The sequence below is a fragment of the Bacillus cereus group sp. MYBK222-1 genome, assembly GCF_051916425.1.
Lineage (GTDB): Bacteria > Bacillota > Bacilli > Bacillales > Bacillaceae_G > Bacillus_A > Bacillus_A paranthracis.
This window is the reverse complement of the sequence record NZ_JBQAGP010000011.1, coordinates 1-24,227: the sequence shown is the minus strand read 5'-3', so window position 1 is coordinate 24,227 and position 24,227 is coordinate 1. Positions and strand designations below refer to the sequence as shown.

Below are 24,227 nucleotides of genomic sequence, written 5' to 3'. Positions count from 1 at the left end.
GGAGGTGTAACTCATGACCAAAGGAATCTTAGGAAGAAAGATCGGTATGACTCAAGTATTTGCTGAGAACGGTGAGTTAATCCCAGTAACAGTTATCGCTGCTAATCCAAACGTTGTTCTTCAAAAGAAAACAACTGAAACTGATGGCTACAACGCAATTCAGTTAGGATTTGAAGATAAGCGTGAAAAGTTAACTAACAAACCTGAACAAGGCCACACTGCTAAAGCATCTACAACTCCTAAGCGCTTCATTCGCGAAATCCGCGATGCAGACGTGGACGGATTAGAGGTTGGTCAAGAGGTAAAAGTTGACGTATTCGCTACAGGTGAAATCGTTGATGTAACAGGAATTTCTAAAGGTAAAGGTTTCCAAGGTGTTATCAAACGCCACGGACAATCTCGCGGACCTATGTCTCATGGTTCTCGCTATCACCGTCGTCCAGGTTCAATGGGCCCAGTTGCTCCGAACCGTGTATTCAAAGGCAAAAAACTTGCTGGACGTATGGGTGGAGACCAAGTTACTATCCAAAACTTAGAAATCATTCAAGTTGACACTGAGCGCAACTTATTACTAGTAAAAGGTAACGTTCCAGGTGCTAAGAAATCTCTTGTAGTTGTTCAAGGCGCTGTGAAGGTTAGCAAATAATTCACAATAGGAAGGAGGAATTCCAATGCCAAAAGTTACTGTATATAACCAAACTGGTTCACAGGTTGGTGAAATCGAATTAGCTGAAGCTATTTTCGGTATCGAACCAAATGAAGCTGTACTTTTCGAAGCTGTAATGATGCAACGTGCATCTTTACGTCAAGGTACACACAAAGTAAAAACTCGCTCTGAAGTTCGCGGTGGTGGTCGTAAACCATGGCGTCAAAAAGGAACTGGACGTGCTCGTCAAGGGTCTATCCGCTCTCCTCAATGGCGTGGTGGTGGTACGGTATTCGGACCTACACCAAGAAGCTATGCGTACAAACTTCCTAAGAAAGTTCGTCGTTTAGCAATCAAATCTGCATTAGCTACTAAAGTAGTTGAGAACAACATTGTAGTTCTTGAAGACCTAGTGTTAAATGCACCAAAAACAAAAGATATGCTAGCAGTACTTAAAGGATTAACTGTTGAGAAGAAAGCTCTTATCGTAACTGCTGATGCAAACGAATCTGTAGAGTTATCTGCTCGCAATATCCCTGGAGTAACAGTAATCACTGCTGATGGCGTAAACGTTTTAGACGTGCTTCATCATGATAAGCTAATCATGACAAAAGCGGCAGTGGAAAAAGTAGAGGAGGTGCTTGCATAATGAGAGATCCTCGTGATATCATTAAGCGCCCAGTTATCACTGAACGTTCTATGGAAATGATGGCTGAAAAAAAATACACGTTCGATGTGGACGTTAAATCTAATAAAACAGAAGTTAAAGATGCTCTAGAAGCGATCTTTGGTGTTAAAGTAGAAAAAGTGAACATCATGAACTACAAGCCGAAAGCAAAACGCGTTGGTCGTCACGCTGGTTTTACTAGCCGTCGTCGTAAAGCAATCGTTAAGCTAACTGCTGACAGCAAAGAAATCGAAATCTTCCAAGGCGTTTAATTCTTACTAAAGAAGGAGGGAAATTGAGATGGGAATTAAAAAGTATAATCCAACTACTAACGGTCGTCGTAACATGACTACGAATGATTTCGCTGAAATCACGACTGACAGACCCGAAAAGTCTTTACTTGCTCCTTTAAGCAAAAAGGCTGGTCGTAATAACCAAGGTAAAATCACTGTACGTCATCAAGGTGGCGGACATAAGCGTCAATACCGTATCATCGACTTCAAACGTAACAAAGATGGAATTCCAGGACGCGTTGCTACGATCGAATACGATCCAAACCGCTCTGCGAATATCGCATTAATTAACTACGTTGACGGTGAAAAACGTTACATTCTTGCTCCTAAGAACTTAGAAGTAGGTATGGAAATTATGTCTGGCGCTGAAGCTGACATTAAAATTGGTAACGCATTACCATTAATCAACATTCCAGTAGGTACTGTTGTTCATAACATCGAGCTTAAACCAGGTCGTGGTGGACAATTAGTTCGTTCTGCTGGTACATCTGCACAAGTACTTGGTAAAGAAGGTAAATACGTTCTTGTACGTTTAACTTCTGGTGAAGTGCGTCTTGTATTATCTGCTTGCCGTGCAACTGTAGGTCAAGTTGGTAACGAGTCACACGAACTTATCAAGATCGGTAAAGCTGGTCGCTCTCGCTGGTTAGGTAAGCGCCCAACTGTTCGTGGTTCTGTAATGAACCCAGTTGATCACCCACACGGTGGTGGTGAAGGACGTTCACCAATTGGACGTAAGTCTCCAATGTCTCCATGGGGTAAACCAACTCTTGGATTCAAAACTCGTAAGAAAAACAAAGCGTCTGACAAATTCATCGTTCGTCGTCGTAAAAAATAATGGGATTGTAGTACGGTTCACTTTGAGAACCGTACGGCAATCACGAAGGGAGGCACCAAAATGGCTCGTAGCTTGAAAAAAGGACCATTTGTCGATGATCATTTAATGAGTAAAATTGCAAAGCTAAATGAAACTGAGCAAAAGCAAGTTGTTAAAACTTGGTCTCGTCGTTCAACGATCTTCCCTCAGTTCATCGGTCACACAATCGCTGTATATGACGGTCGTAAACATGTACCTGTATATGTTACTGAAGACATGGTAGGCCACAAGTTAGGTGAATTCGCACCAACTCGTACGTATAAAGGTCATGATGCTGACGATAAGAAAACTAGAAGATAATGAGAGGAGGCACTTCAATGCAAGCTAAAGCAGTAGCGAGAACAGTTCGTATTGCTCCTCGTAAAGTTCGTTTAGTTGTAGACTTAATCCGAGGTAAGCAAGTGGGTGAAGCGATTGCTATCCTTAACCACACACCAAAAACTGCTTCTCCAGTTGTAGAAAAAGTTTTAAAATCTGCAATCGCAAATGCAGAGCACAATTATGAAATGGACATTAACAACCTAGTTGTTGAGAAAGTTTTCGTTGACGAAGGTCCAACGTTAAAACGTTTCCGTCCACGTGCAATGGGTCGTGCAAGCCAAATTAACAAACGCACAAGCCACATCACAGTTGTGGTATCAGAAAAGAAGGAGGGATAATCGATGGGTCAAAAGGTTAATCCAATTGGTCTTCGTGTCGGCGTTATCCGTGACTGGGAATCTCGTTGGTTCGCTGAGAAAGATTACGCTACATTATTACATGAAGACATCAAAATCCGTGAGTACATTAATGTACGCTTAAAAGATTCTGCTGTTGCTAAAGTAGAAATCGAACGTGCAGCAAATCGTGTAAATGTTACAATTCACACTGCAAAACCTGGTATGGTAATTGGTAAAGGTGGTACTGAAGTTGAAGCACTTCGTAAAGCTCTTAACCAATTAACAGGCAAGCGTGTACACATCAACATTTTAGAAGTTAAGAGAGCTGATCTTAACGCTAAATTAGTAGGCGAAAACATCGCTCGTCAATTAGAAAACCGTGTATCATTCCGTCGTGCACAAAAGCAAGTTATTCAACGTGCTATGCGTGCAGGTGCTAAAGGTATTAAAACACAGGTTTCTGGTCGTCTTGGCGGAGCTGATATCGCTCGTGCAGAATCTTACAGTGAAGGAACTGTTCCACTTCATACACTTCGCGCTGATATTGACTATGCAGCAGTTGAAGCTGATACAACATATGGTAAATTAGGCGTAAAAGTATGGATCTACCGTGGAGAAGTCCTTCCTACAAAAAAGAAAGCTTCTGAGGAAGGAGGAAAATAATATGTTAATGCCAAAACGCGTAAAATATCGTAGAGAGCATCGTGGTAAAATGCGTGGTCGTGCTAAAGGTGGAACTGAAGTAGCTTTCGGTGAATTCGGTTTACAAGCACAAGCTGCTTCATGGATTACAAACCGTCAAATCGAAGCTGCTCGTCGTGCAATGACTCGTTACATGAAACGTGGCGGTAAAGTATGGATTAAAATTTTCCCTTCTAAACCTTACACTGCAAAACCTCTAGAAGTACGTATGGGTTCCGGTAAAGGGGCACCAGAAGGCTGGGTAGCAGTAGTAAAACCTGGGAAAATTATGTTCGAAATCGCGGGTGTATCTGAAGAGGTAGCACGCGAAGCATTACGTCTTGCAGCTCACAAGTTACCTGTGAAATGTAAATTCGTAAAACGTGAAGAAAATGGTGGTGAATCTAATGAAAACTAATGATATTCGTGAATTAACCACTGCCGAAATCGAAACAAAAGTTAAAGCTTTAAAGGAAGAGTTGTTTAATCTTCGCTTCCAACTTGCTACAGGACAATTAGAGAATCCAACTCGCATTCGTGAAGTGCGTAAGGCAATTGCTCGTATGAAAACTGTAGTTCGTGAAAGAGAGATCGGAATTAATCGATAAATTGAGGGGAGGTTTGCATAGTGAGCGAACGTAACCAACGCAAAGTTTATACTGGTCGTGTAGTGTCTGACAAAATGGACAAAACGATTACAGTTTTAGTTGAAACTTACAAAACTCATTCCTTGTACGGAAAACGTGTTAAGTATTCTAAGAAGTACAAAGCCCATGATGAGCAAAACCAAGCGAAACTTGGCGATATCGTAAAAATCATGGAAACTCGCCCGCTTTCTGCTACTAAGCGTTTCCGTTTAGTTGAAATCGTTGAAGAAGCGGTTATTATCTAAATAGACGAATCGGAATTTTTAGTCCGAAGGGAGGTTTCATAACATGATCCAACAAGAATCTCGTTTGAAAGTTGCTGACAACTCTGGTGCACGTGAACTTTTAACAATTAAAGTATTAGGCGGCTCTGGTCGTAAATATGCTAACATTGGTGACATTATCGTTGCTACGGTAAAACAAGCAACACCAGGTGGCGTTGTTAAAAAAGGTGACGTTGTTAAAGCAGTAGTAGTACGTACGAAGAGCGGTGCTCGTCGTCCGGATGGTTCTTACATCAAATTTGATGAAAACGCAGCGGTTATCATTAAAGACGATAAGAGCCCACGTGGTACTCGTATCTTCGGACCAGTAGCTCGTGAATTACGTGATAGCAACTTCATGAAGATCGTTTCTTTAGCTCCAGAAGTTCTATAATTTAAGGTATTGCCTTGCTAAGGAGGTGCAGAATTAAGATGCATGTAAAAAAAGGTGATAAAGTACAGGTAATCACTGGTAAAGACAAAGGAAAACAAGGCGTTATCCTTGTGGCTTTCCCAAAGCAAAACCGTGTTATCGTTGAGGGTGTTAACATCGTTAAGAAGCACTCTAAGCCATCTCAATTAAATCCACAAGGTGGAATTATTACTAAAGAGGCACCTATTCACGTTTCTAACGTTATGATTTTAGATCCGAAAACAGGTGAACCTACTCGCGTAGGCTTCAAGGTAGAAGATGGTAAAAAAGTTCGTATTGCAAAAAAATCTGGTGAATTATTAGATAAATAATTTTCTTAAGAAAGGAGGTCACTTCATTGAATCGCCTTAAAGAGAAGTTCCAAAAGGAAATTACTCCTGCTCTAATGAGCAAGTTTAACTATAAATCTGTAATGCAGGTACCAAAAATCGAAAAGATCGTAATCAACACTGGTGTTGGTGACGCGGTATCTAACTCAAAAGCTTTAGACAACGCAGTAGAAGAATTAACACAAATCGCAGGTCAAAAACCTGTTGTAACTCGTGCTAAAAAATCAATCGCTGGTTTCCGTCTTCGTGAAGGTATGCCAATCGGTGCGAAAGTAACTTTACGCGGCGAGCAAATGTATGAGTTCTTCGATAAATTAGTATCAGTTTCTTTACCACGTGTACGTGATTTCCGTGGTGTTTCTAAGAAATCATTCGATGGTCGTGGAAACTATACATTAGGTGTTAAAGAGCAACTTATTTTCCCTGAGATTGATTATGATAAAGTAAGCAAAGTCCGCGGTATGGACATCGTAATCGTTACTACAGCGAACACTGATGAAGAAGCTCGTGAACTTTTAACACAATTCGGTATGCCATTCCAAAAATAATGGAAGCCAACGCTAAGTAGAGGAGGCGAAAACGTGGCTAAAAAATCTATGATTGCGAAACAAAAGCGTACTCCTAAGTTTAAAGTACAAGAGTATACACGTTGCGAACGCTGCGGTCGTCCGCATTCTGTATACCGCAAATTTAAACTTTGCCGTATTTGTTTCCGTGAACTTGCATATAAAGGTCAAATTCCTGGTGTTAAAAAAGCTAGTTGGTAAAACCCACAAATGGGAAGGAGGTAAAACACATGGTGATGACAGATCCAATTGCAGACATGCTTACTCGCATCCGTAATGCGAACATGGTACGTCATGAGAAATTAGAGGTTCCTGCTTCTAAAATCAAAAAAGAGATCGCTGAACTTTTAAAACGTGAAGGTTTCATTCGTGATGTAGAATACATCGAGGATAACAAACAAGGTATCCTTCGTATTTTCCTGAAATATGGTGCAAACAACGAACGTGTAATCACTGGATTAAAACGTATCAGTAAACCTGGCTTACGCGTTTACGCTAAAGCTGACGAAGTACCACGTGTACTTAACGGATTAGGTATCGCTCTTGTTTCTACATCTAAGGGAGTAATGACAGACAAAGACGCTCGTCAATTACAAACTGGTGGAGAAGTAGTAGCATACGTTTGGTAATATATATTTAAAACGAACGGAGGTGTGACCACATGTCTCGTATTGGTAAAAAGATTCTTGAAATCCCTGCAGGTGTTACTATTACAGTTGCAGAAGACAATACTGTAACAGTAAAAGGCCCTAAAGGTGAATTAACTCGTACTTTCAATGCTGATATGCTTATCAAAATTGAAGAGAATACATTAACAGTTGAGCGTCCATCTGAACAGAAGGAACACCGTGCATTACACGGTACAACTCGTGCTTTAATCGGAAACATGGTTGAAGGTGTAACTGAAGGTTTCGCACGCGGACTTGAATTAGTCGGTGTTGGTTACCGTGCTCAAAAACAAGGTGATAAACTTGTATTAAGCGTAGGTTATTCTCATCCAGTAGAAATGACTCCGGAAGCAGGTCTTGAAGTTGAAGTACCTGCACCAACTAAGATCGTAATCAAAGGTATCGACAAGCAACGTGTTGGCGAATTCGCTGCTAACATCCGCGCTGTACGTGCTCCTGAGCCTTACAAAGGTAAAGGTATTCGTTACGAAGGCGAAGTTGTTCGTCGTAAAGAAGGTAAAACTGCTAAGTAAACCCGTTAGGTGAGAGAAAGGAGTGACAAGAATGATCACTAAAGCTGATAAAAATGCGACTCGTAAGAAAAGACATGCGCGTGTACGTGCTAAACTTACTGGTACTGCAGAACGTCCACGTTTAAACGTGTTCCGTTCTAACCAACATATTTACGCTCAAGTTATTGATGATGTAAATGGTGTAACGTTAGTAAGTGCATCTACTCTTGATAAAGACCTTGCTCTTAACGGTACTAGCAATATTGAAGCTGCTACGAAAGTTGGAGAATCAGTTGCTAAGCGTGCTGTAGAGAAAGGCGTTAAAGAAGTAGTATTTGATCGCGGTGGTTACTTATACCATGGCCGTGTTAAAGCTCTAGCTGAAGCTGCTCGTGAGGCTGGATTACAATTTTAATGGTCAAAGGAGGGAAAATTGATGCATCGCATTGACCCAAGTAAATTAGAACTTGAAGAACGTGTAGTTACGATAAATCGTGTCGCGAAAGTTGTTAAGGGTGGTCGTCGTTTCCGCTTTGCTGCACTAGTTGTAGTTGGCGATAAAAACGGTCATGTTGGATTCGGTACTGGTAAAGCACAAGAGGTACCAGACGCAATCCGCAAAGCTATCGAAGACGCTAAGAAAAACTTAATCGCTGTACCATTAGTTGGTACAACAATTCCACACACAATCAACGGTCATTTTGGAGCTGGTGAAGTATTCTTAAAGCCTGCTGCTGAGGGTACTGGTGTTATTGCTGGTGGACCTGTTCGTGCGGTCCTTGAATTAGCAGGTGTACAAGATATTCTTTCGAAATCTCTTGGTTCTAACACACCAATCAACATGATTCGCGCTACTGTGAACGGATTAAGCGAACTTAAGCGCGCTGAAGATGTTGCAAAATTACGCGGTAAATCTGTAGAAGAGCTACTAGGTTAAGGAGGGAAAACAAATGGCGAAAAAGTTAGAAATTACCCTCACTCGTAGTGTAATTGGTCGTCCACAAGATCAACGTGCGACGGTAGAAGCTTTAGGTCTTAAAAAGTTGAATTCAACTGTAGTTAAGGAAGAAACTCCTGCTATTCTTGGTATGATCAACAAAGTTTCTCACCTTGTAACTGTAAAAGAAGCTTAAGGATAACTCATTAATATAAGGAGGTGCCTGGGAATGAAACTTCATGAATTAAAACCTGCAGAAGGTTCTCGTAAAGTACGTAACCGTGTCGGTCGTGGTATCGGTTCTGGTAACGGTAAAACTGCTGGTAAAGGTCATAAAGGACAAAACGCACGTTCTGGCGGCGGTGTTCGTCTTGGCTTCGAAGGTGGTCAAACTCCATTATTCCGTCGTTTACCAAAACGCGGCTTCACAAACATTAACCGTAAAGAGTTTGCTATTGTAAACTTATCAACGTTAAATCGTTTTGAAGATGGTACAGAAGTAACACCTGAATTATTGCTGGAAACTGGCGTTATCAGCAAATTAAACGACGGTGTTAAAATTCTTGCAAGCGGCGCAGTAGAGAAAAAACTAACTGTTAAAGCGCACAAGTTCTCTTCAAGTGCTAAAGAAGCAATTGAAGCAGCTGGCGGATCAGTTGAGGTGATCTAATGTTTCGTACAATCTCCAACTTTATGCGCGTTGCTGAGATAAGACGTAAAATATTATTCACTTTAGCGATGTTAATCGTATTCAGGATTGGCACGTTTATCCCCGTGCCATTTACAAATGGAGACGTACTGAAGGCACAAGATCAATTAAATGCTTTAGGTATTCTAAATACATTTGGCGGTGGAGCCTTGAAAAACTTCTCCATCTTTGCGATGGGAATCATGCCGTATATTACAGCATCCATCATCGTGCAATTATTGCAGATGGATGTTGTTCCTAAATTTTCGGAATGGGCGAAGCAAGGTGAAATGGGCCGTCGTAAATTAACGCAATTCACGCGTTATTTTACAATTGTTCTTGCGTTTATTCAGGGGTTTGGTATGTCAATCGGTTTTAACGGTATGGTAGGTGGACAATTAATTTTGAATCCTGGTTGGAGCACTTATTTATACATTGCTACGGTACTGACTGCTGGTACTGCATTTTTAATGTGGTTAGGTGAACAGATTACAGCTAAAGGTGTAGGTAATGGTATTTCCATCCTAATCTTTGGTGGTATTGCCGCAGCGATCCCAAGTGTTATATCTCAAGTGTATCAGCAACAGTTTCAAAATATCGGAGATCAATTGTTCATGAGTATCGTTAAAGTTGCATTGATTTTACTAGCTGTGTTAGCAGTTATTGTGGGTGTTATTTTCATTCAACAGGCTGTTAGAAAGATCCCAATTCAATATGCGAAGCGTGTAACAGGAGGAAATGGTGGTTATGCTGGAGCACAAAACACACATTTACCGCTTAAGGTAAATAGTGCTGGTGTTATTCCAGTAATTTTTGCTGTTTCATTCTTAATTACTCCTCCGACTATTGCGCAGTTCTTCCCGAAACATGATGTATCGCAGTGGATTATTGCAAACTTTAACTATTCTCACCCAGTGGGAATGATCATATATGTTGCGCTCATTGTAGCCTTCACATATTTCTATGCGTTTGTTCAGGTTAATCCAGAGCAAATGTCAGAGAATCTAAACAAACAAGGTGGATATGTTCCAGGTATTCGTCCGGGTAAGAATACAGAACAATATCTAACAAAAATCTTGTATCGTTTGACCTTTGTAGGATCAATTTTCCTAGCAGCGATTGCAATCTTACCAGTTATCTTTACGAAGCTGGGAAATCTTCCTCCATCTGCACAGATCGGTGGAACGAGTATGTTAATCGTTGTCGGCGTTGCTTTAGAAACAATGAAGCAACTAGAAAGCCAACTGGTAAAACGCCATTACAAAGGGTTTATCAAGCAGTGAGTAAGTGGGAAGTATTGTCTTCCCTACATGCTCATGTACTCTGAGGGGGAACAAGGATGAACTTAATTTTAATGGGGCTTCCTGGTGCTGGTAAAGGTACACAAGCCGAACAGATTGTTGCCAAGTATAACATCCCTCACATCTCAACAGGAGATATGTTCCGTGCAGCTATGAAGGCTGAAACTGAAATGGGTTTACAAGCAAAATCCTTTATTGATAAAGGTGCACTTGTTCCAGATGAAGTTACAATCGGAATCGTTCGTGAACGTTTAAGTCAAGAAGACTGCGTAAGAGGCTTCTTATTAGACGGTTTCCCACGAACTGTTGCACAAGCATCAGCTCTTGAAGAGATTATGAAAGATCTTGGCAAAAAAATCGACTATGTTTTAAACATTAATGTGGATTCAGGATTGTTATTAAAACGCCTTACAGGCCGTCGCATTTGTAAAGAGTGCGGTGCGACTTACCACTTAGAATTCAATCCGCCAGCAAAAGCTGACGTGTGCGATAAATGTGGTGGCGAGTTATATCAACGCTCTGATGACAATGAAGAAACTGTAGCAAATCGCTTAGATGTAAATATTAAGCAAACTAAACCTTTGCTTGATTTCTACGAGGAGCTTGGTTACTTACAAAGCATTAATGGTGAGCAAGATATCAATAAAGTATTTGCTGATATCGATGTTCTCATCGGAGGCTTAGCGTAATGATAATCTGCAAAACTCCTCGCGAGATAGAAATCATGCGAGAAGCGGGCAGGATCGTTGCTTTGACTCATCAAGAGTTAAAACAGCACATTACTCCAGGAATTACAACGAAAGAGCTCGATCAAATAGCGGAAAAGACGATTCAAAAATATGGTGCTACGCCATCTTTTAAAGGATACAACGGATTTCCGGGGAGCATATGTGCTTCTGTAAATGAAGAGCTTGTACACGGAATTCCAGGGAAGCGCAAGCTCAAAGAGGGCGATATCATCAGTATCGATATTGGTGCGAAATACAATGGGTACCATGGAGATTCTGCATGGACGTATCCAGTTGGAAACATTTCTGAATCTGTTCAAAAGCTACTTGATGTCACAGAAAAATCGTTGTATCTTGGTCTAGAACAAGTAAAACCAGGCGAGAGATTATCAAATATCTCACATGCGGTTCAAACCCATGCTGAAGAGAATGGATTCTCGATCGTTAGGGAGTATGTTGGTCACGGAATCGGGCAAGACTTACATGAGGACCCTCAAATCCCGCACTATGGTCCACCAAATAGAGGCCCTAGATTAAAGCCGGGAATGGTCATCTGTGTTGAGCCGATGGTGAATCAAGGAAGACGATATGTAAAAACACTATCTGATGACTGGACAGTGGTAACGGTAGATGGTAAATGGTGTGCCCATTTTGAGCACACGATTGCTCTTACAGAAGCAGGATACGAAATCCTTACCACTTTATAAGTAGCTGGCTCTCCGGGATTTCAGAGCAGTGTAAAATGTTACTGATTTGAAGAAGGGAGAACTATTGAATGGCTAAAGATGATGTAATTGAAGTCGAAGGTACCGTTCTTGAAACGTTGCCAAATGCTATGTTCAAAGTAGAATTAGAGAATGGGCATGTCGTATTGGCTCACGTTTCTGGTAAAATCCGTATGAACTTCATTCGTATTTTACCAGGAGACAAAGTTACGGTAGAATTATCTCCGTACGATTTAAATCGTGGTCGTATTACGTACCGTTTTAAATAATATAGCACTCCGTAATCTTTAAGGAGGTTCGAGACATGAAAGTAAGACCGTCAGTTAAACCAATCTGCGAAAAATGTAAAGTTATTCGTAGACGTGGAAAAGTAATGGTTATTTGTGAAAACCCTAAACATAAACAAAAACAAGGTTAATCAGAAGGAGGTGCATTCGGAATGGCACGTATCGCAGGTGTAGATATTCCTCGTGACAAACGCGTTGTTATTTCTTTAACTTACGTATTCGGCATTGGTCGCACAACTGCTGAAAAAATTCTTGCTGAAGCTGGTGTTTCTGAAGAAACACGAGTTCGTGATTTAACGGAAGACGAATTAGGACGTATCCGTGATATCATCGATCGTATTAAAGTTGAGGGAGACCTTCGTCGTGAAGTATCTCTTAACATCAAACGTCTAATGGAGATCGGTTCTTACCGTGGTCTTCGTCACCGTCGTGGTTTACCAGTTCGTGGTCAAAACTCTAAAAACAATGCTCGTACACGTAAAGGTCCACGTCGTACAGTAGCAAATAAAAAGAAATAATAAGTAAAGGAGGTTGAACTAACAATGGCACGTAAAACAAACACTCGTAAAAAACGTGTGAAAAAGAATATTGAAGCTGGTGTAGCTCATATTCGTTCTACTTTCAACAACACAATCGTAACACTTACAGATACTCACGGTAACGCGCTTTCTTGGTCTAGTGCTGGTGCACTTGGTTTCCGTGGATCTCGTAAATCTACTCCATTCGCTGCGCAAATGGCTGCTGAAACTGCTGCTAAAGCTGCAATGGAGCACGGTTTAAAAACTTTAGAGGTTACTGTTAAAGGTCCTGGTGCTGGTCGTGAAGCTGCAATTCGTGCTCTTCAAGCTGCAGGTCTAGAAGTAACAGCAATTAGAGATGTTACTCCAGTTCCTCATAATGGATGTCGTCCACCAAAACGTCGTCGTGTGTAATTTTTCTGTATAGAATTTTCCCTTTTGTCTATAATGGATATGATGCATTATCGAGAAATTTCGTACAGAAACATCGCTTGTTGTGCACAATCGGGAACTGCCTAAGGGGGACTTTCGGTTAGACAGGGGTTATACCTTTGTTTAACCGGGGTTTCGACGTTTTGAAGGAGGGTTTAGTTAATGATTGAAATCGAAAAGCCGAAAATCGAAACGGTTGAACTTAACGAAGATGCTAAATATGGTAAATTCGTAATTGAACCGCTTGAGCGTGGATATGGTACTACGTTGGGTAACTCCTTACGTCGTATTCTTTTATCTTCACTCCCTGGTGCCGCTGTTACTGCTATCCAAATCGATGGCGTATTACATGAATTTTCAACAGTTGAGGGCGTAGTAGAAGACGTTACAACGATCATCTTAAACTTGAAAAAGTTAGCTCTTAAAATCTACTCTGAAGAAGAGAAGACGTTGGAAATTGATGTGCAGGGCGAAGGTATTGTCACAGCTGCTGATATTACTCACGATAGTGATGTAGAAATCTTAAATCCAGATTTACACATTGCAACGTTAGCAAAAGATGCGCATTTCCGCGTGCGTTTAACTGCAAAGCGTGGCCGTGGGTATACGCCAGCTGATGCAAATAAAAGCGAAGATCAACCAATAGGAGTAATTCCTATTGATTCTATTTATACTCCAGTATCACGTGTGACTTACCAAGTGGAAAAGACACGTGTCGGACAAGTGGCTAATTATGATAAGCTTACGCTTGATGTATGGACGGATGGAAGCATCGGGCCAAAAGAAGCTATCTCTTTAGGTGCCAAAATCTTAACTGAGCATTTAAATATCTTTGTTGGTTTAACTGATGAAGCACAAAATGCTGAGATTATGGTCGAGAAGGAAGAAGATCAAAAAGAGAAAGTTCTTGAGATGACTATCGAAGAACTAGACCTTTCTGTTCGTTCTTATAATTGCCTAAAACGTGCAGGAATTAATACTGTACAAGAGCTTGCGAACAAAACAGAAGAAGATATGATGAAAGTTCGTAACTTAGGACGTAAATCCTTAGAAGAAGTTAAACATAAACTTGAGGAATTAGGTTTAGGTTTACGTAAAGACGACTGAGGATTTAAACCCATCAACAAAGGAGGGAACTACGAATGGCATACAGAAAATTAGGCCGTACAAGTGCGCAACGTAAAGCTATGTTACGTGACTTAGCTACTGATTTAATTATCAACGAGCGCATCCAAACGACAGAAACTCGTGCAAAAGAACTTCGTTCTGTAGTGGAAAAAATGATCACTTTAGGTAAACGCGGAGATCTTCATGCTCGTCGTCAAGCAGCAGCTTTCATTCGCAATGAAGTAGCTAACGCTGAGACTGGTCAAGATGCACTTCAAAAACTATTCGCTGATGTAGCTCCACGCTATGCTGAGCGCCAAGGCGGATACACTCGTATTGCAAAAATTGGTCCACGTCGCGGAGACGCAGCACCAATGGTAATTATCGAGTTAGTATAATGATAATTAAAAGGGCAGGACAGTTCTTTTCAAGAAACTGGTCATGGCCCTTTTTTTTAAATATAAAAATAGGCTTACTTGGCGAAGGAAAGGGTGCCTTGTATTGAAAAAAGAGAAACTTCGGACAGAAAATATATCATTTCAATATCCTGGTGCAGCCACTTATGCATTAAAAGATGTTTCATTCTCCTTATATGAAGGAGAATGGGTATCTGTTATTGGACAAAACGGTTCTGGGAAGTCTACACTTGCAAAATTATTGAATGGTTTGTTTTTGCCGGAAGCAGGGACAATTACAGTAAATGATACAATGGTTTTGTCAGAGGAAACGGTATGGGATGTTCGAAAACAAATTGGGATGGTATTTCAAAATCCAGATAATCAATTTGTTGGAACGACAGTGCAAGATGACGTTGTCTTTGGTTTAGAGAATATCGGAATGCCAAGAGAGCAAATGGTAGAAAGATTAGATCAGGCCTTACGACTAGTCCGTATGGAAGATTTTCTTAATGATGAGCCACATTCGTTATCTGGTGGGCAAAAGCAGCGAGTAGCAATAGCAGGCGTTTTAGCACTTCAACCGTCTATTTTGATATTAGATGAAGCAACGTCAATGCTAGACCCTCAAGGGAGACGTGAAGTGGTAGAAACGGTTAGACAACTTGTTAATGAAAAAGGTATTACCGTGTTATCAATTACGCACGATTTAGAAGAAGCGGCACAGTCAGACCGTGTCATTATTTTAAATAAGGGAGAGATATTAGAGGAAGGGACTCCAGAACAAATTTTCAAGTCCTCTCATATGCTCCAAGAAATTGGATTAGATGTACCATTTTCAGTGAAAATAGCAGAATTATTAAAAAGAAATGAAATTCTCTTGCAAAATACGCATCTTACAATGGAAAGCTTGGTGAACGAACTTTGGAGATTACATTCCAAAAAGTAGAACATCGTTATCAATATAAAACTCCATTTGAAAGACGCGCACTTTATGATGTAGACGTGTCGTTTCCAAGTGGGGGCTATTATGCCATTATCGGTCATACTGGTTCAGGTAAGTCGACGATGATTCAACATTTAAATGGTTTATTGCAGCCGACAAATGGCACAGTTCAAATCGGTGAACATTTCATTTCGGCAGGAAAGAAAGAAAAAAAGCTAAAGCCACTACGTAAAAAGGTAGGGGTTGTCTTTCAATTCCCAGAACATCAGTTATTTGAAGAGACTGTGGAGAAAGATATTTGCTTCGGACCTACTAATTTTGGGGTATCGGAAGAAGAAGCGAAGCAAAAGGCAAGAGAAGCAATTGAACTTGTAGGGTTAGAACCAGAACTGTTAACGCGTTCACCATTTGAGTTAAGTGGTGGGCAAATGAGGCGTGTTGCGATAGCAGGCGTATTAGCGATGGAACCCGAAGTGCTTGTATTAGATGAACCTACAGCAGGACTAGACCCAAAAGGGCAAAATGAACTTATGGAGATGTTTTATAAGCTACATAAGGAGAAAGGCCTTACAGTTATCCTTGTAACGCATAATATGGAGGATGCTGCTAAATATGCCGAGCAGATTGTAGTCATGCATAAAGGAACGGTCTTTTTGCAAGGAAGTGCAGAGGAAGTATTTTCACATGCTGATGAACTAGAGAAAATTGGTGTGGATCTTCCTATGTCTTTAAAGTATAAACGTGCAATTGAAGAGAAGTTTGGCATTTCAATCCCAAAGGCTACCTTATCTTTAGAGGATCTTACTCATGAAGTTGTGCAGGTGTTACGAAAAGGTGGTCATGAATCATGCAGCAGTTGATTATTGGAAGATATATTCCAGGGAATTCTCTTATTCATCAACTTGATCCACGTACGAAGCTGCTGATTGTCTTTTTATATGTATTTGTTGTTTTCTTAGCAAATAATGCGATTTCATATGGATTTTTATTTTTATATGCACTCATTGCTTTATTTTTTGCAAAAGTGCCGATTCGTTATGTACTTTCGGGCTTAAAACCAATTCTATGGATTTTTCTTTTTACATTTTTCCTGCATATTTTAACAAATAAAGAAGGGGAAGTATTATTCCAGCTTGGTTGGTTTTCGATACATGAAAAAGGATTAGAGCAAGGAATATACATTTCTATACGATTCTTCGTTATTATTTTAATGACGACATTATTAACGTTAACGACGACACCTATTGAGATTACAGATGGTTTGGAGACGTTATTAAAGCCGTTGAAGCGTATAAAAGTTCCTGTTCATGAAATCGCATTAATGATGTCAATTTCTCTTCGTTTTATCCCGACATTAATGGATGAAACGAGTAAAATAATGAAGGCACAATCGTCACGTGGTATTGATTTTGCAGGGGGACCGATAAAAGATAGGATGAAAGCTATCATTTCACTACTCGTTCCTCTATTTATCAGTGCTTTTAAGCGTGCAGAGGACTTAGCAATTGCTATGGAAGCCCGTGGATATCAAAGTGGCGAAGGACGTACTAAATTTAGGCAACTACGCTGGAAAACAAGCGATACAGTAACGATTATAAGCTTACTTTGTTTAGCTTGTATTTTGGCATGGGTGCGATCGTAATGGAGAATAAAGAAATGGATAGAATAAAATGTACGGTTGCATATGATGGCATGCATTTTTGTGGTTATCAAATTCAACCGCAGCATCGTACTGTTCAACAAGAGATAGAGAAAGCTTTGCAGAAATTGCATAAAGGGGAACTTGTTCGTGTTCAGGCATCGGGCAGAACGGATTCTACCGTTCATGCTAAAGGACAAGTGATACACTTTGATACACCGTTGTCTCTTGAAGAGTGGCAATGGAGCAATGCATTAAACACTATGTTACCAGATGATATTGTTATCACACAGGTAGAGAAAAAAACAGAAGAATTTCACGCACGTTACGGTGTCGAGAGAAAAGAATATCGTTATCGTGTATTATTATCAAAGACTGCGGATGTATTCCGTAGAAATTACGTATATCAATATCCATATCCGCTCGAAATAAATGCTATAAGAAAAGCGATCCCTTATTTTATTGGAACGCATGATTTCACTTCTTTTTGTTCGGCAAAAACTGACAAAAAAGATAAAGTGAGAACAATTTATGAAATCGAGCTAATTGAGCAGGACGACGAATTAATTTTTCGTTTTGTAGGTAATGGATTTTTATATAATATGGTCAGGATTATTGTTGGTACGTTACTGAGCGTAGGGCAAGGAAAGCTTGATCCGGATAGCATTCCAGAGATTTTAGCGAAACAAAATCGTCAGTTTGCTGGAAAGATGGCTCCTGGTCATGGGCTTTATTTATGGCAGGTAAACTATAACAACTAATCCTGGTGTAACATTTGCTTGACATTAGAAACTCAAAAGTATATCATAACATATGGTATTGTTTCTAAAACCACGATTAGCCCCGGAAGGAAATCGTGTTTAAGATAAACAATAGATTTTTTCTATGGAAAAGATAACGAGGAGGGAAACACATGCGTACGACTTTTATGGCAAAAGCTAACGAAGTTGAGCGTAAATGGTATGTGGTTGATGCTGAAGGTCAAACTTTAGGTCGCCTTGCTAGTGAAGTAGCATCCATTTTACGTGGTAAAAACAAACCTACATTTACACCACACGTTGACACGGGTGATCATGTAATTATTATTAACGCTGAGAAAATTCATTTAACAGGTAATAAATTAAACGATAAAATTTACTACCGTCACACTAACCACCCAGGTGGACTTAAACAAAGAACAGCTCTTGAAATGCGTACAAACTACCCTGTACAAATGTTAGAGCTTGCAATTAAAGGCATGCTTCCAAAAGGACGCTTAGGCCGTCAAGTTTCTAAGAAACTAAACGTGTATGCTGGAGCAGAGCATCCACACCAAGCACAAAAACCAGAAGTTTACGAACTTCGCGGATAATCAATTAAAGGAGGGCTTACTTTGGCACAGGTTCAATACTATGGCACTGGACGTCGTAAGAGTTCAGTAGCGCGCGTACGCCTAGTTCCAGGCGAAGGACGCGTTATCATTAACGGTCGTGATTTTGAAAACTATATCCCATTTGCTGCATTACGTGAAGTAGTGAAACAACCTCTAGTTGCAACAGAAACTTTAGGTAACTACGATGTACTTGTAAACGTAAATGGTGGTGGATACACTGGTCAAGCTGGTGCTATTCGTCACGGTATTTCTCGCGCTTTATTAAAAGCTGATCCAGAATACCGTCTAACACTAAAACGTGCAGGTCTATTAACTCGTGACGCACGTATGAAAGAGCGTAAAAAATACGGTCTTAAAGGCGCACGTCGTGCACCTCAGTTCTCAAAACGTTAATTTTTGCGAACTACAAACCCCAACCATTTTGGTTGGGGTTTTTTATGTTTCATTCCTCTTTTGAAATTTTTGTAGTTTGGAATATTTTAGTGCTATCCTCTCGCGTATGCTTCTTCTTTAGAAGTTTAGACTAATACGTATTAGGGAGGTTTATAAGTACTATGAATGTCATTGTCAGCTTACAAGAAAAACAAAAAGAAAAGCAGTTGAAATATGAGCGGAAGATGCTGCGGGAATTATCATTAAAAACATTACGTTCAAATATTAGAGATGCCTTTCAGATGCAGGAACTTCATCGTCAGTATGAAGATTACTGCATTGAATTAGGGATAGAATCGTATTTATTAGGAGCGAGATATAGCAAATTTGGTTATTATGGCGAATCGTTCTTTGATGTGAAATATAGGGCCTTAGAAGAAGAGCAACAATTAACGGAAACACTATTTCAATTTTTAACGAGCATGACTATGCGGGAGATTAAGTTACAAGATGAGGAATTACTTTTTGAATCTTGCCAGCAGTTTATCGGCTTATGGTGGCAGGAAGGATATGAAAAAGGTGAAAGAAGATATCGATTAAAGCTTCATTAAGACAAGCATAAACTTTCCTCTTGTCCCATATAAGTAATTAGAGGGACTAGCTGGAGGAGGAAAGGTATGAAGAGAATTCGAATTATCTCTTTTGCACTCGCTGCGGTTATTTTATTTTTTTTAGTCAAACAAGAATTTCAAATTACAAAATCGTGGCGAGCTTGGAATTTACCCTTATCAGGGAAAGTAATCGTATTAGATGCTGGGCATGGTGGACCAGATGGAGGAGCTGTTGGTGGCAAGGATATTGTAGAAAAAGATATTACGCTTGAGATTACAAAGAAGGTGCAAGATTATTTACAAGAGCAAGGTGCACTAGTTATTTTAACGCGTGAGGGAGATTATGATTTAGCCCAGAAAGATACAAAGTCATATAGTAGACGTAAAGCAGAAGATTTAAAAAAACGTGTAGAGATTATTAATAAACCCGATGTAGATTTTTTTGCAAGTATCCATTTAAATGCTTTAACTAGTAGTGGATCAAAAGGCGCACAAACGTTCTATTACCGTTCTTCAATTGAAAATGAACGTGCTGCGAAATTTATACAAGCTGAGTTGAGAACGAGTTTAGAGAATACAAATCGTTCTGCTAAAACAATTTCTCATGTGTATTTATTAAAGTATGCGAAAAACCCAGGTGCTTTAATTGAAGCTGGCTTTTTATCGAATGTAAATGAAAGGTATATGTTAAATTCGGAGAAATATCAGCAAAAGGTAGCAGCTGCTGTATATCGTGGTATATTACGTTATTTCACGGAAAAAGGAAATCCTCCAGAATAAGGAGGATTTTTTTGCGTTTCTCTCGTTAACGAAGTTTTCCGAAAATATGTTATACTGGAAATGTAAACGCATTTATTTCAAAAGTAAAGAGAGATATATTTAATTAACATTATGTTATTTTTCATACAGGGGGCTGGGCTAATTATGGTAACGAAAGAGCAAGTAGTGGAAGCGTTAGAAGGGATTGTAGATCCGTTTTTACATAAAACGTTAAAAGAAACAGGGGCAATTAAAGAGGTAACAGTCAAGCCTGAGAAGGAACATGTAAGTGTTAAAATTGCAATCGTAAAAACTGGTACCGCGGAACAAATGCAATTGCAATCTGGAATTGTAAAGTTAGTAAAAGAACTAGGAGCAGCAACAGTAGGGCTTCGCTTTGCAGAATTTACAGAAGAGGAATTAGCTCAGTTTGCACCAGAACAAGAAGAAGAGCAAACTGAATCTTTATTGTCACCAAATTCGAAAACGACATTTTTAGCAGTGGCGAGTGGAAAAGGTGGAGTAGGGAAATCAACAGTTTCTGTTAACCTTGCTATTGCTTTAGCTCGTCTAGGGAAAAAAGTTGGTATCATTGATGCTGATATTTATGGTTTTAGCGTACCTGATATGATGGGGATAGAAAAACGCCCTGTAGTAAGAGGAGATAAAATCATTCCAGTGGAGCGTCTAGGTGTAAAGGTAATCTCAATGGGATTCTTTGTAGAAGATAATGCACCGGTTATTTGGAGAGGGCCTATGCTCGGGAAAATGTTAAATCACTTCTTTACGGAAGTAGAGTGGGGCGATTTAGATTATTTAGTTTTAGATTTACCACCAGGTACAGGTGATGTTGCGCTAGACTTACATTCGATGTTGCCGGCTTGTAAAGAGATTATTGTCACAACACCGCATCCAACAGCGGCATTTGTAGCAGCACGTGCTGGAGCAATGGCTTTACGTACAGAACATAGTATTCTTGGTGTTGTTGAAAATATGGCTTATTTTGAAAGTAAAACAACTGGCGAAAAAGAATATGTGTTTGGAAGAGGTGGTGGAGATAAATTAGCTACAGAACTTCAAACAGAAGTACTTGGCCGAATCCCGCTTCAACAACCTGATTGGAATAAAGAAGATTTTGCGCCGTCAGTATATGAAGATACGCATACGACAGGTCTTATTTATCGCACAATAGCTGAAGCGGTAATTGATAAAACAACTGTTGCGCAAAAATAAAATAATAATGAGTGGATGATACATGTATTGTCCACTCATTATTATCGTTATTATTTTTACTGCTGTTCCTTTTTACCTTCTTGGGAACCACCTTCACCGCCGGCTTCCTTTTTATCAGAACCACTTTTTTCGGCTTTTTGGACACCTTTACTAATAATATCAATCATCTTAGCTTGGAAGAGTGGGCTTTCAGCAGTTTCTGTTAATACTTGTTGTAAATATTGACGGTATTCTTTGCTCTTCATTGTTTGTAACATCATTTTTTCTACTTCAGGGTTTTTCATAATTTCTATAACGCCTGCTTGGTATTCAGGGTCTTTTAGTAATGTTTTCATTAAGGCTGTTTGTTCTTTTCCCATACTTTTAGCGAATTTCGATGAGAACTCAGGGTCTTTAAAGAGCTTTTCCCAGAATTGTTGCCCTTTATCGGATACCATTGCATCTTCAATCGTTTTCTTTACTACTGTTTCATCTAGTATGAGTGCTTGTTTCATTTTTTCATCAGTTAACACATCTTGAATGGCTTTCTTACCTTGATCGGTTTTTAAAATATCAACAATCATTTTCTTCGTTTGATCATAATCAAGTTCGGACTTTGCTTCTTTTTCTTGTGCACATGCTACAAGTACAAGAAATAGAAAAGAAGAAGTCAAAACGAGCAGCATCCGTTTCATAAGTTGGAACTCCTTTCAGCACAGTTCTCTCTTTTTAATATAAATATCTTTAAGGAATTTATACATGAACATGGCTAGCTTTTTGAAATTGTCATTGATACAATTTAATTAGAAATATAAGGATAATGGGGGATGTGTTGTGAATAGCCGCAAGTGGGTTCGACTATTTTTTACGACGTTGTTTCTTGGTGGGGTTAGTACAGTCATTATTGGATTTGTTTTAGAGTGGGACAAGTACGTTAAATTTTTTCAAAATTTCGACGGAAAGGAAATTTTGGCAGTTTCCTTCTGGTTGATGGGTGTAGGATTTATTTTTAGTGTGATAAGTCAAATGGGGTTCTTTGCCTATTTAACAATCCATCGTTTTGGATTAGGGATGTTCAGGTCACCTTCTTTATGGAATATAGTCCAGCTCTTCTTCATTGCATTCGTTTTATTTGATTTTGTGTATTTAAGATCGGTATTGATTGCAAATGGGGAAATTTCATTAGGGAATAACATACTTGTTGCTGGTGTGTTATTTATGTTTGGTGCCATCGTTGCTTATATAAAAAGTAAGGAAACGAATAAAAAGGCATTTGTGCCAGCTTTGTTCTTTATGGTGGTTGTAACAATTCTTGAGTGGGTACCAGCACTTCGAATTAATGATACAGATTGGTTATATTTAATGGTGATACCACTTTTATTATGTAATGCATATCAGTTACTTATATTACATCGTTTAATTGGAAAGACGAGTAAGTCGGCCTAATTAAGAGAGTTTTTACGCAGGGTAGTTGTACGAATGAAAATATCGGGATAAAAAAAGCTCTATTACCTGAACGAAAGGTAGTAGAGCTTTTTATGTGTAAAAAATTATTGGACATCTTTACTTTTCGTACTTGTGTTGGAAATAAGTTGTGATACGGATATTTGCTCATAGCCGTCACTCTTTAATTTCTGTAGAAGCAGTGGTAAAGCTTTATTTGTTTGAAGAGCAGAATCGGATGCATGTAATAAGACGATATCTCCACCTTTTAAATTATTAGAGACGGTGGAAACGATATTGTTTACGCCAGGGTTTTTCCAATCGTTTGAGTTATTACTCCAATGAACGACAGTGTATCCGAGTGATTCTGCTATTTTAAGTGTTGCCTTGTTAAAGTCTCCACTAGGTGGACGCAATAGTTTAATTTGTTTCACACCGAGTTTTGTAAAAACATCTTGTGCTCGCAGAAGATCTCTTCGTATTTCATTTGCCTCTAGAGAAGTGTAGGACGTGTAATTATAACCCATACTACCGATTTCATGTCCATCTTTTATGATACGTTCAACAACATCAGGGTGTCTTTCTGCCCATGCAGCAGAAAGGAAGAAGGTTGCATTCTTAATATCTCTTTCTTTAAGTGTATCAAGGATTGGAATTGCTTTTTTGTCTCCCCAACTAATATCAAACGTGAATGCAACTTGTTTTTTAGAGGTGTCGCCTTTGTAAATAACTTTAGGTCCTGTAGCGGTTGAAAAAGCAGACTCGTGTGAATATGTTTTCAAAAAGAGTAGCCATGCTGTAAATAAGGAAAGTATCACTATTAAGCTAATGTGTTTAAAGTTTCTTTTACTCGTAATAAAAAAGAAAAACATAATATTACGCCCCTTTGTCCAATCCTTTTCAGTTACATATATGCTGTAAATATAAAAAAGAGAACAAGGGATTAATATCGTAAGTAGTGGATATAATGGATGGTAGGATTTTGTTAAATGGAAATGGGCTTAATTTTTATTGCTCTGGAAGAAATGATTGAGGTGATGATTTGCTTGGGTTTATGTTAACGAAAGAAGAGAAAAAAGAAATGGAATACATATTGAAGAGAGAGTTAGAAGAACTTTTATTTGATTTTGAAGATGAACGTATTCATGACGTTGTAAAAAAGGCAATGGAAGAAAGATATAAAATCATTTTTTGTTTGTTTCGAAGAGTCGCTAATGCAGAAGAATGTATTCGTTATGTAAGAAAAAGAACTTTTTATTAAAAAGTGTTGACGTCGATAGATATTATATGATAAATTAATAACCGTCGCTGATGCGGAAACGCAAAAAACGACAAAAAGAAATTGAAAAACTTAGTTGACATTAAAAAACGAAGATGTTAACATAAGGAAGTCGCAAATGAGCGACCAAGTAGTTCTTTGAAAACTGAACGAAACAAACAACGTGAAACGTCAATTTTTATTTTAGATGCTAGACAAACTAACTTTATTGGAGAGTTTGATCCTGGCTCAGGAT

At 39.2% G+C, this 24,227-nt stretch carries 42 protein-coding genes; 40 read left to right on the top strand and 2 right to left on the bottom strand.

Annotated elements, in window-relative coordinates; genetic code table 11:
- The first annotated feature begins 13 nt into the window (after positions 1-13).
- The 38 genes from rplC to ACTFR9_RS26185 all read left to right on the top strand — a co-directional run bounded on the left by rplC (position 14) and on the right by ACTFR9_RS26185 (position 21,291).
- The gene (gene rplC / locus ACTFR9_RS26370) at positions 14-646 is read left to right on the top strand and encodes a 50S ribosomal protein L3 (protein WP_229136861.1); all 633 of its coding nucleotides are present in this window, start codon (positions 14-16) and stop codon (positions 644-646) included.
- Between the two features lie 25 nt (positions 647-671).
- Entirely contained in the window at positions 672-1,295 is a 624-nt protein-coding gene (gene rplD / locus ACTFR9_RS26365) for a 50S ribosomal protein L4 (protein ID WP_001127258.1), read from the top strand.
- A complete protein-coding gene (rplW, locus tag ACTFR9_RS26360) occupies positions 1,295-1,585 on the top strand; it encodes a 50S ribosomal protein L23 (RefSeq protein WP_001205558.1) in 291 nt (96 codons plus the stop codon). The genes rplD and rplW overlap by 1 nt, the downstream gene beginning before the upstream one ends.
- Before the next feature lie 28 nt (positions 1,586-1,613).
- Positions 1,614-2,444 (top strand): 50S ribosomal protein L2, encoded by an 831-nt coding sequence (gene rplB, locus ACTFR9_RS26355; RefSeq protein ID WP_000511580.1) that lies wholly within the window; start codon positions 1,614-1,616, stop codon positions 2,442-2,444.
- Positions 2,445-2,504: 60 nt separating this feature from the next.
- The gene (rpsS, locus tag ACTFR9_RS26350; protein WP_000124453.1) at positions 2,505-2,783 is read left to right on the top strand and encodes a 30S ribosomal protein S19; all 279 of its coding nucleotides are present in this window, start codon (positions 2,505-2,507) and stop codon (positions 2,781-2,783) included.
- 17 nt (positions 2,784-2,800) lie between these two features.
- Positions 2,801-3,142 carry a 50S ribosomal protein L22 gene (rplV, locus tag ACTFR9_RS26345; RefSeq protein WP_001148024.1) on the top strand — a complete coding sequence of 114 codons (342 nt, stop codon included), beginning with the start codon at positions 2,801-2,803 and terminating at the stop codon, positions 3,140-3,142.
- Positions 3,143-3,145: 3 nt separating this feature from the next.
- Positions 3,146-3,805: a 30S ribosomal protein S3 gene (gene rpsC / locus ACTFR9_RS26340; RefSeq protein ID WP_000529956.1), complete on the top strand. Its 660-nt coding sequence runs from the start codon at positions 3,146-3,148 to the stop codon at positions 3,803-3,805.
- A 1-nt stretch (position 3,806) separates the two neighbouring features.
- The gene (gene rplP / locus ACTFR9_RS26335) at positions 3,807-4,241 is read left to right on the top strand and encodes a 50S ribosomal protein L16 (RefSeq protein WP_000928971.1); all 435 of its coding nucleotides are present in this window, start codon (positions 3,807-3,809) and stop codon (positions 4,239-4,241) included.
- The gene (gene rpmC, locus ACTFR9_RS26330; RefSeq protein ID WP_000855718.1) at positions 4,231-4,431 is read left to right on the top strand and encodes a 50S ribosomal protein L29; all 201 of its coding nucleotides are present in this window, start codon (positions 4,231-4,233) and stop codon (positions 4,429-4,431) included. Before rplP ends, rpmC begins: the two co-directional genes overlap by 11 nt.
- A 20-nt stretch (positions 4,432-4,451) precedes the next feature.
- Positions 4,452-4,715, top strand: coding sequence for a 30S ribosomal protein S17 (gene rpsQ, locus ACTFR9_RS26325; protein ID WP_000004106.1), 264 nt, complete (start codon positions 4,452-4,454; stop codon positions 4,713-4,715).
- Between the two features lie 43 nt (positions 4,716-4,758).
- Positions 4,759-5,127: a 50S ribosomal protein L14 gene (gene rplN, locus ACTFR9_RS26320; protein ID WP_000615912.1), complete on the top strand. Its 369-nt coding sequence runs from the start codon at positions 4,759-4,761 to the stop codon at positions 5,125-5,127.
- Between the two features lie 38 nt (positions 5,128-5,165).
- Positions 5,166-5,477, top strand: a complete 312-nt coding sequence (gene rplX, locus ACTFR9_RS26315; protein ID WP_000558200.1) for a 50S ribosomal protein L24 — start codon at positions 5,166-5,168, stop codon at positions 5,475-5,477.
- A 26-nt stretch (positions 5,478-5,503) separates the two neighbouring features.
- Positions 5,504-6,043, top strand: coding sequence for a 50S ribosomal protein L5 (rplE, locus tag ACTFR9_RS26310; RefSeq protein ID WP_001080827.1), 540 nt, complete (start codon positions 5,504-5,506; stop codon positions 6,041-6,043).
- Between the two features lie 33 nt (positions 6,044-6,076).
- Entirely contained in the window at positions 6,077-6,262 is a 186-nt protein-coding gene (rpsN, locus tag ACTFR9_RS26305; RefSeq protein ID WP_001085700.1) for a 30S ribosomal protein S14, read from the top strand.
- Between the two features lie 29 nt (positions 6,263-6,291).
- A complete protein-coding gene (gene rpsH / locus ACTFR9_RS26300) occupies positions 6,292-6,690 on the top strand; it encodes a 30S ribosomal protein S8 (protein ID WP_000245511.1) in 399 nt (132 codons plus the stop codon).
- Between the two features lie 32 nt (positions 6,691-6,722).
- Positions 6,723-7,262, top strand: coding sequence for a 50S ribosomal protein L6 (gene rplF / locus ACTFR9_RS26295; RefSeq protein ID WP_000086558.1), 540 nt, complete (start codon positions 6,723-6,725; stop codon positions 7,260-7,262).
- Between the two features lie 31 nt (positions 7,263-7,293).
- Positions 7,294-7,656 (top strand): 50S ribosomal protein L18, encoded by a 363-nt coding sequence (gene rplR / locus ACTFR9_RS26290; RefSeq protein WP_000628816.1) that lies wholly within the window; start codon positions 7,294-7,296, stop codon positions 7,654-7,656.
- A gap of 21 nt (positions 7,657-7,677) precedes the next feature.
- Positions 7,678-8,178 (top strand): 30S ribosomal protein S5, encoded by a 501-nt coding sequence (rpsE, locus tag ACTFR9_RS26285; RefSeq protein WP_000554646.1) that lies wholly within the window; start codon positions 7,678-7,680, stop codon positions 8,176-8,178.
- Positions 8,179-8,191: 13 nt separating this feature from the next.
- Positions 8,192-8,374 carry a 50S ribosomal protein L30 gene (gene rpmD, locus ACTFR9_RS26280; RefSeq protein ID WP_001085234.1) on the top strand — a complete coding sequence of 61 codons (183 nt, stop codon included), beginning with the start codon at positions 8,192-8,194 and terminating at the stop codon, positions 8,372-8,374.
- A gap of 33 nt (positions 8,375-8,407) precedes the next feature.
- Positions 8,408-8,848 (top strand): 50S ribosomal protein L15, encoded by a 441-nt coding sequence (rplO, locus tag ACTFR9_RS26275; RefSeq protein WP_000766080.1) that lies wholly within the window; start codon positions 8,408-8,410, stop codon positions 8,846-8,848.
- Positions 8,848-10,149, top strand: coding sequence for a preprotein translocase subunit SecY (gene secY / locus ACTFR9_RS26270; protein ID WP_000490114.1), 1,302 nt, complete (start codon positions 8,848-8,850; stop codon positions 10,147-10,149). The genes rplO and secY overlap by 1 nt, the downstream gene beginning before the upstream one ends.
- Positions 10,150-10,205: 56 nt before the next feature.
- On the top strand, positions 10,206-10,856 hold the full coding sequence (locus tag ACTFR9_RS26265; RefSeq protein ID WP_001048996.1) for an adenylate kinase: 651 nt from the start codon (positions 10,206-10,208) through the stop codon (positions 10,854-10,856).
- A complete protein-coding gene (map, locus tag ACTFR9_RS26260; protein ID WP_000582539.1) occupies positions 10,856-11,602 on the top strand; it encodes a type I methionyl aminopeptidase in 747 nt (248 codons plus the stop codon). The genes ACTFR9_RS26265 and map overlap by 1 nt, the downstream gene beginning before the upstream one ends.
- A gap of 68 nt (positions 11,603-11,670) precedes the next feature.
- Positions 11,671-11,889, top strand: a complete 219-nt coding sequence (gene infA / locus ACTFR9_RS26255; protein ID WP_001029884.1) for a translation initiation factor IF-1 — start codon at positions 11,671-11,673, stop codon at positions 11,887-11,889.
- Between the two features lie 35 nt (positions 11,890-11,924).
- The gene (gene rpmJ, locus ACTFR9_RS26250; RefSeq protein WP_000868344.1) at positions 11,925-12,038 is read left to right on the top strand and encodes a 50S ribosomal protein L36; all 114 of its coding nucleotides are present in this window, start codon (positions 11,925-11,927) and stop codon (positions 12,036-12,038) included.
- Positions 12,039-12,059: 21 nt separating this feature from the next.
- Positions 12,060-12,425 (top strand): 30S ribosomal protein S13, encoded by a 366-nt coding sequence (gene rpsM / locus ACTFR9_RS26245; protein WP_000090789.1) that lies wholly within the window; start codon positions 12,060-12,062, stop codon positions 12,423-12,425.
- A 24-nt stretch (positions 12,426-12,449) separates the two neighbouring features.
- Positions 12,450-12,839 (top strand): 30S ribosomal protein S11, encoded by a 390-nt coding sequence (gene rpsK / locus ACTFR9_RS26240; RefSeq protein ID WP_000101799.1) that lies wholly within the window; start codon positions 12,450-12,452, stop codon positions 12,837-12,839.
- A 180-nt stretch (positions 12,840-13,019) separates the two neighbouring features.
- A complete protein-coding gene (locus ACTFR9_RS26235; RefSeq protein WP_000569643.1) occupies positions 13,020-13,964 on the top strand; it encodes a DNA-directed RNA polymerase subunit alpha in 945 nt (314 codons plus the stop codon).
- 35 nt (positions 13,965-13,999) lie between these two features.
- Positions 14,000-14,362, top strand: coding sequence for a 50S ribosomal protein L17 (gene rplQ / locus ACTFR9_RS26230; RefSeq protein WP_000331490.1), 363 nt, complete (start codon positions 14,000-14,002; stop codon positions 14,360-14,362).
- Positions 14,363-14,465: 103 nt separating this feature from the next.
- Positions 14,466-15,308, top strand: coding sequence for an energy-coupling factor ABC transporter ATP-binding protein (locus ACTFR9_RS26225; protein ID WP_000711783.1), 843 nt, complete (start codon positions 14,466-14,468; stop codon positions 15,306-15,308).
- Positions 15,284-16,165, top strand: coding sequence for an energy-coupling factor ABC transporter ATP-binding protein (locus ACTFR9_RS26220; protein WP_000406517.1), 882 nt, complete (start codon positions 15,284-15,286; stop codon positions 16,163-16,165). Before ACTFR9_RS26225 ends, ACTFR9_RS26220 begins: the two co-directional genes overlap by 25 nt.
- Positions 16,153-16,947 carry an energy-coupling factor transporter transmembrane component T family protein gene (locus tag ACTFR9_RS26215; RefSeq protein WP_001186536.1) on the top strand — a complete coding sequence of 265 codons (795 nt, stop codon included), beginning with the start codon at positions 16,153-16,155 and terminating at the stop codon, positions 16,945-16,947. The genes ACTFR9_RS26220 and ACTFR9_RS26215 overlap by 13 nt, the downstream gene beginning before the upstream one ends.
- Before the next feature lie 14 nt (positions 16,948-16,961).
- A complete protein-coding gene (truA, locus tag ACTFR9_RS26210; protein WP_002163776.1) occupies positions 16,962-17,705 on the top strand; it encodes a tRNA pseudouridine(38-40) synthase TruA in 744 nt (247 codons plus the stop codon).
- A gap of 152 nt (positions 17,706-17,857) precedes the next feature.
- Entirely contained in the window at positions 17,858-18,295 is a 438-nt protein-coding gene (gene rplM, locus ACTFR9_RS26205) for a 50S ribosomal protein L13 (protein ID WP_001260793.1), read from the top strand.
- A gap of 21 nt (positions 18,296-18,316) precedes the next feature.
- Positions 18,317-18,709 (top strand): 30S ribosomal protein S9, encoded by a 393-nt coding sequence (rpsI, locus tag ACTFR9_RS26200; RefSeq protein ID WP_000079986.1) that lies wholly within the window; start codon positions 18,317-18,319, stop codon positions 18,707-18,709.
- A gap of 161 nt (positions 18,710-18,870) precedes the next feature.
- A complete protein-coding gene (locus ACTFR9_RS26195; RefSeq protein ID WP_001101006.1) occupies positions 18,871-19,299 on the top strand; it encodes a YbaK family protein in 429 nt (142 codons plus the stop codon).
- 66 nt (positions 19,300-19,365) lie between these two features.
- Positions 19,366-20,079 (top strand): N-acetylmuramoyl-L-alanine amidase CwlD, encoded by a 714-nt coding sequence (cwlD, locus tag ACTFR9_RS26190; protein WP_000822435.1) that lies wholly within the window; start codon positions 19,366-19,368, stop codon positions 20,077-20,079.
- Between the two features lie 144 nt (positions 20,080-20,223).
- Positions 20,224-21,291: an Mrp/NBP35 family ATP-binding protein gene (locus tag ACTFR9_RS26185; protein ID WP_000256607.1), complete on the top strand. Its 1,068-nt coding sequence runs from the start codon at positions 20,224-20,226 to the stop codon at positions 21,289-21,291.
- Positions 21,292-21,347: 56 nt separating this feature from the next.
- Here ACTFR9_RS26185 and gerD read toward each other — a convergent pair whose 3' ends face one another.
- Positions 21,348-21,965: a spore germination protein GerD gene (gerD, locus tag ACTFR9_RS26180; RefSeq protein ID WP_000827519.1), complete on the bottom strand. Its 618-nt coding sequence runs from the start codon at positions 21,963-21,965 to the stop codon at positions 21,348-21,350.
- 139 nt (positions 21,966-22,104) lie between these two features.
- Here gerD and kbaA point away from each other — a divergent pair, with 139 nt between their 5' ends.
- Complete coding sequence (kbaA, locus tag ACTFR9_RS26175) at positions 22,105-22,716, top strand: KinB signaling pathway activation protein KbaA (protein WP_001088520.1); 612 nt, start codon at positions 22,105-22,107, stop codon at positions 22,714-22,716.
- A 104-nt stretch (positions 22,717-22,820) separates the two neighbouring features.
- Here kbaA and pdaB read toward each other — a convergent pair whose 3' ends face one another.
- A complete protein-coding gene (pdaB, locus tag ACTFR9_RS26170) occupies positions 22,821-23,585 on the bottom strand; it encodes a polysaccharide deacetylase family sporulation protein PdaB (RefSeq protein ID WP_000464707.1) in 765 nt (254 codons plus the stop codon).
- Positions 23,586-23,755: 170 nt separating this feature from the next.
- Here pdaB and ACTFR9_RS26165 point away from each other — a divergent pair, with 170 nt between their 5' ends.
- Positions 23,756-23,974 (top strand): hypothetical protein, encoded by a 219-nt coding sequence (locus tag ACTFR9_RS26165; RefSeq protein WP_000900296.1) that lies wholly within the window; start codon positions 23,756-23,758, stop codon positions 23,972-23,974.
- The last annotated feature ends 253 nt before the right edge of the window (positions 23,975-24,227 follow it).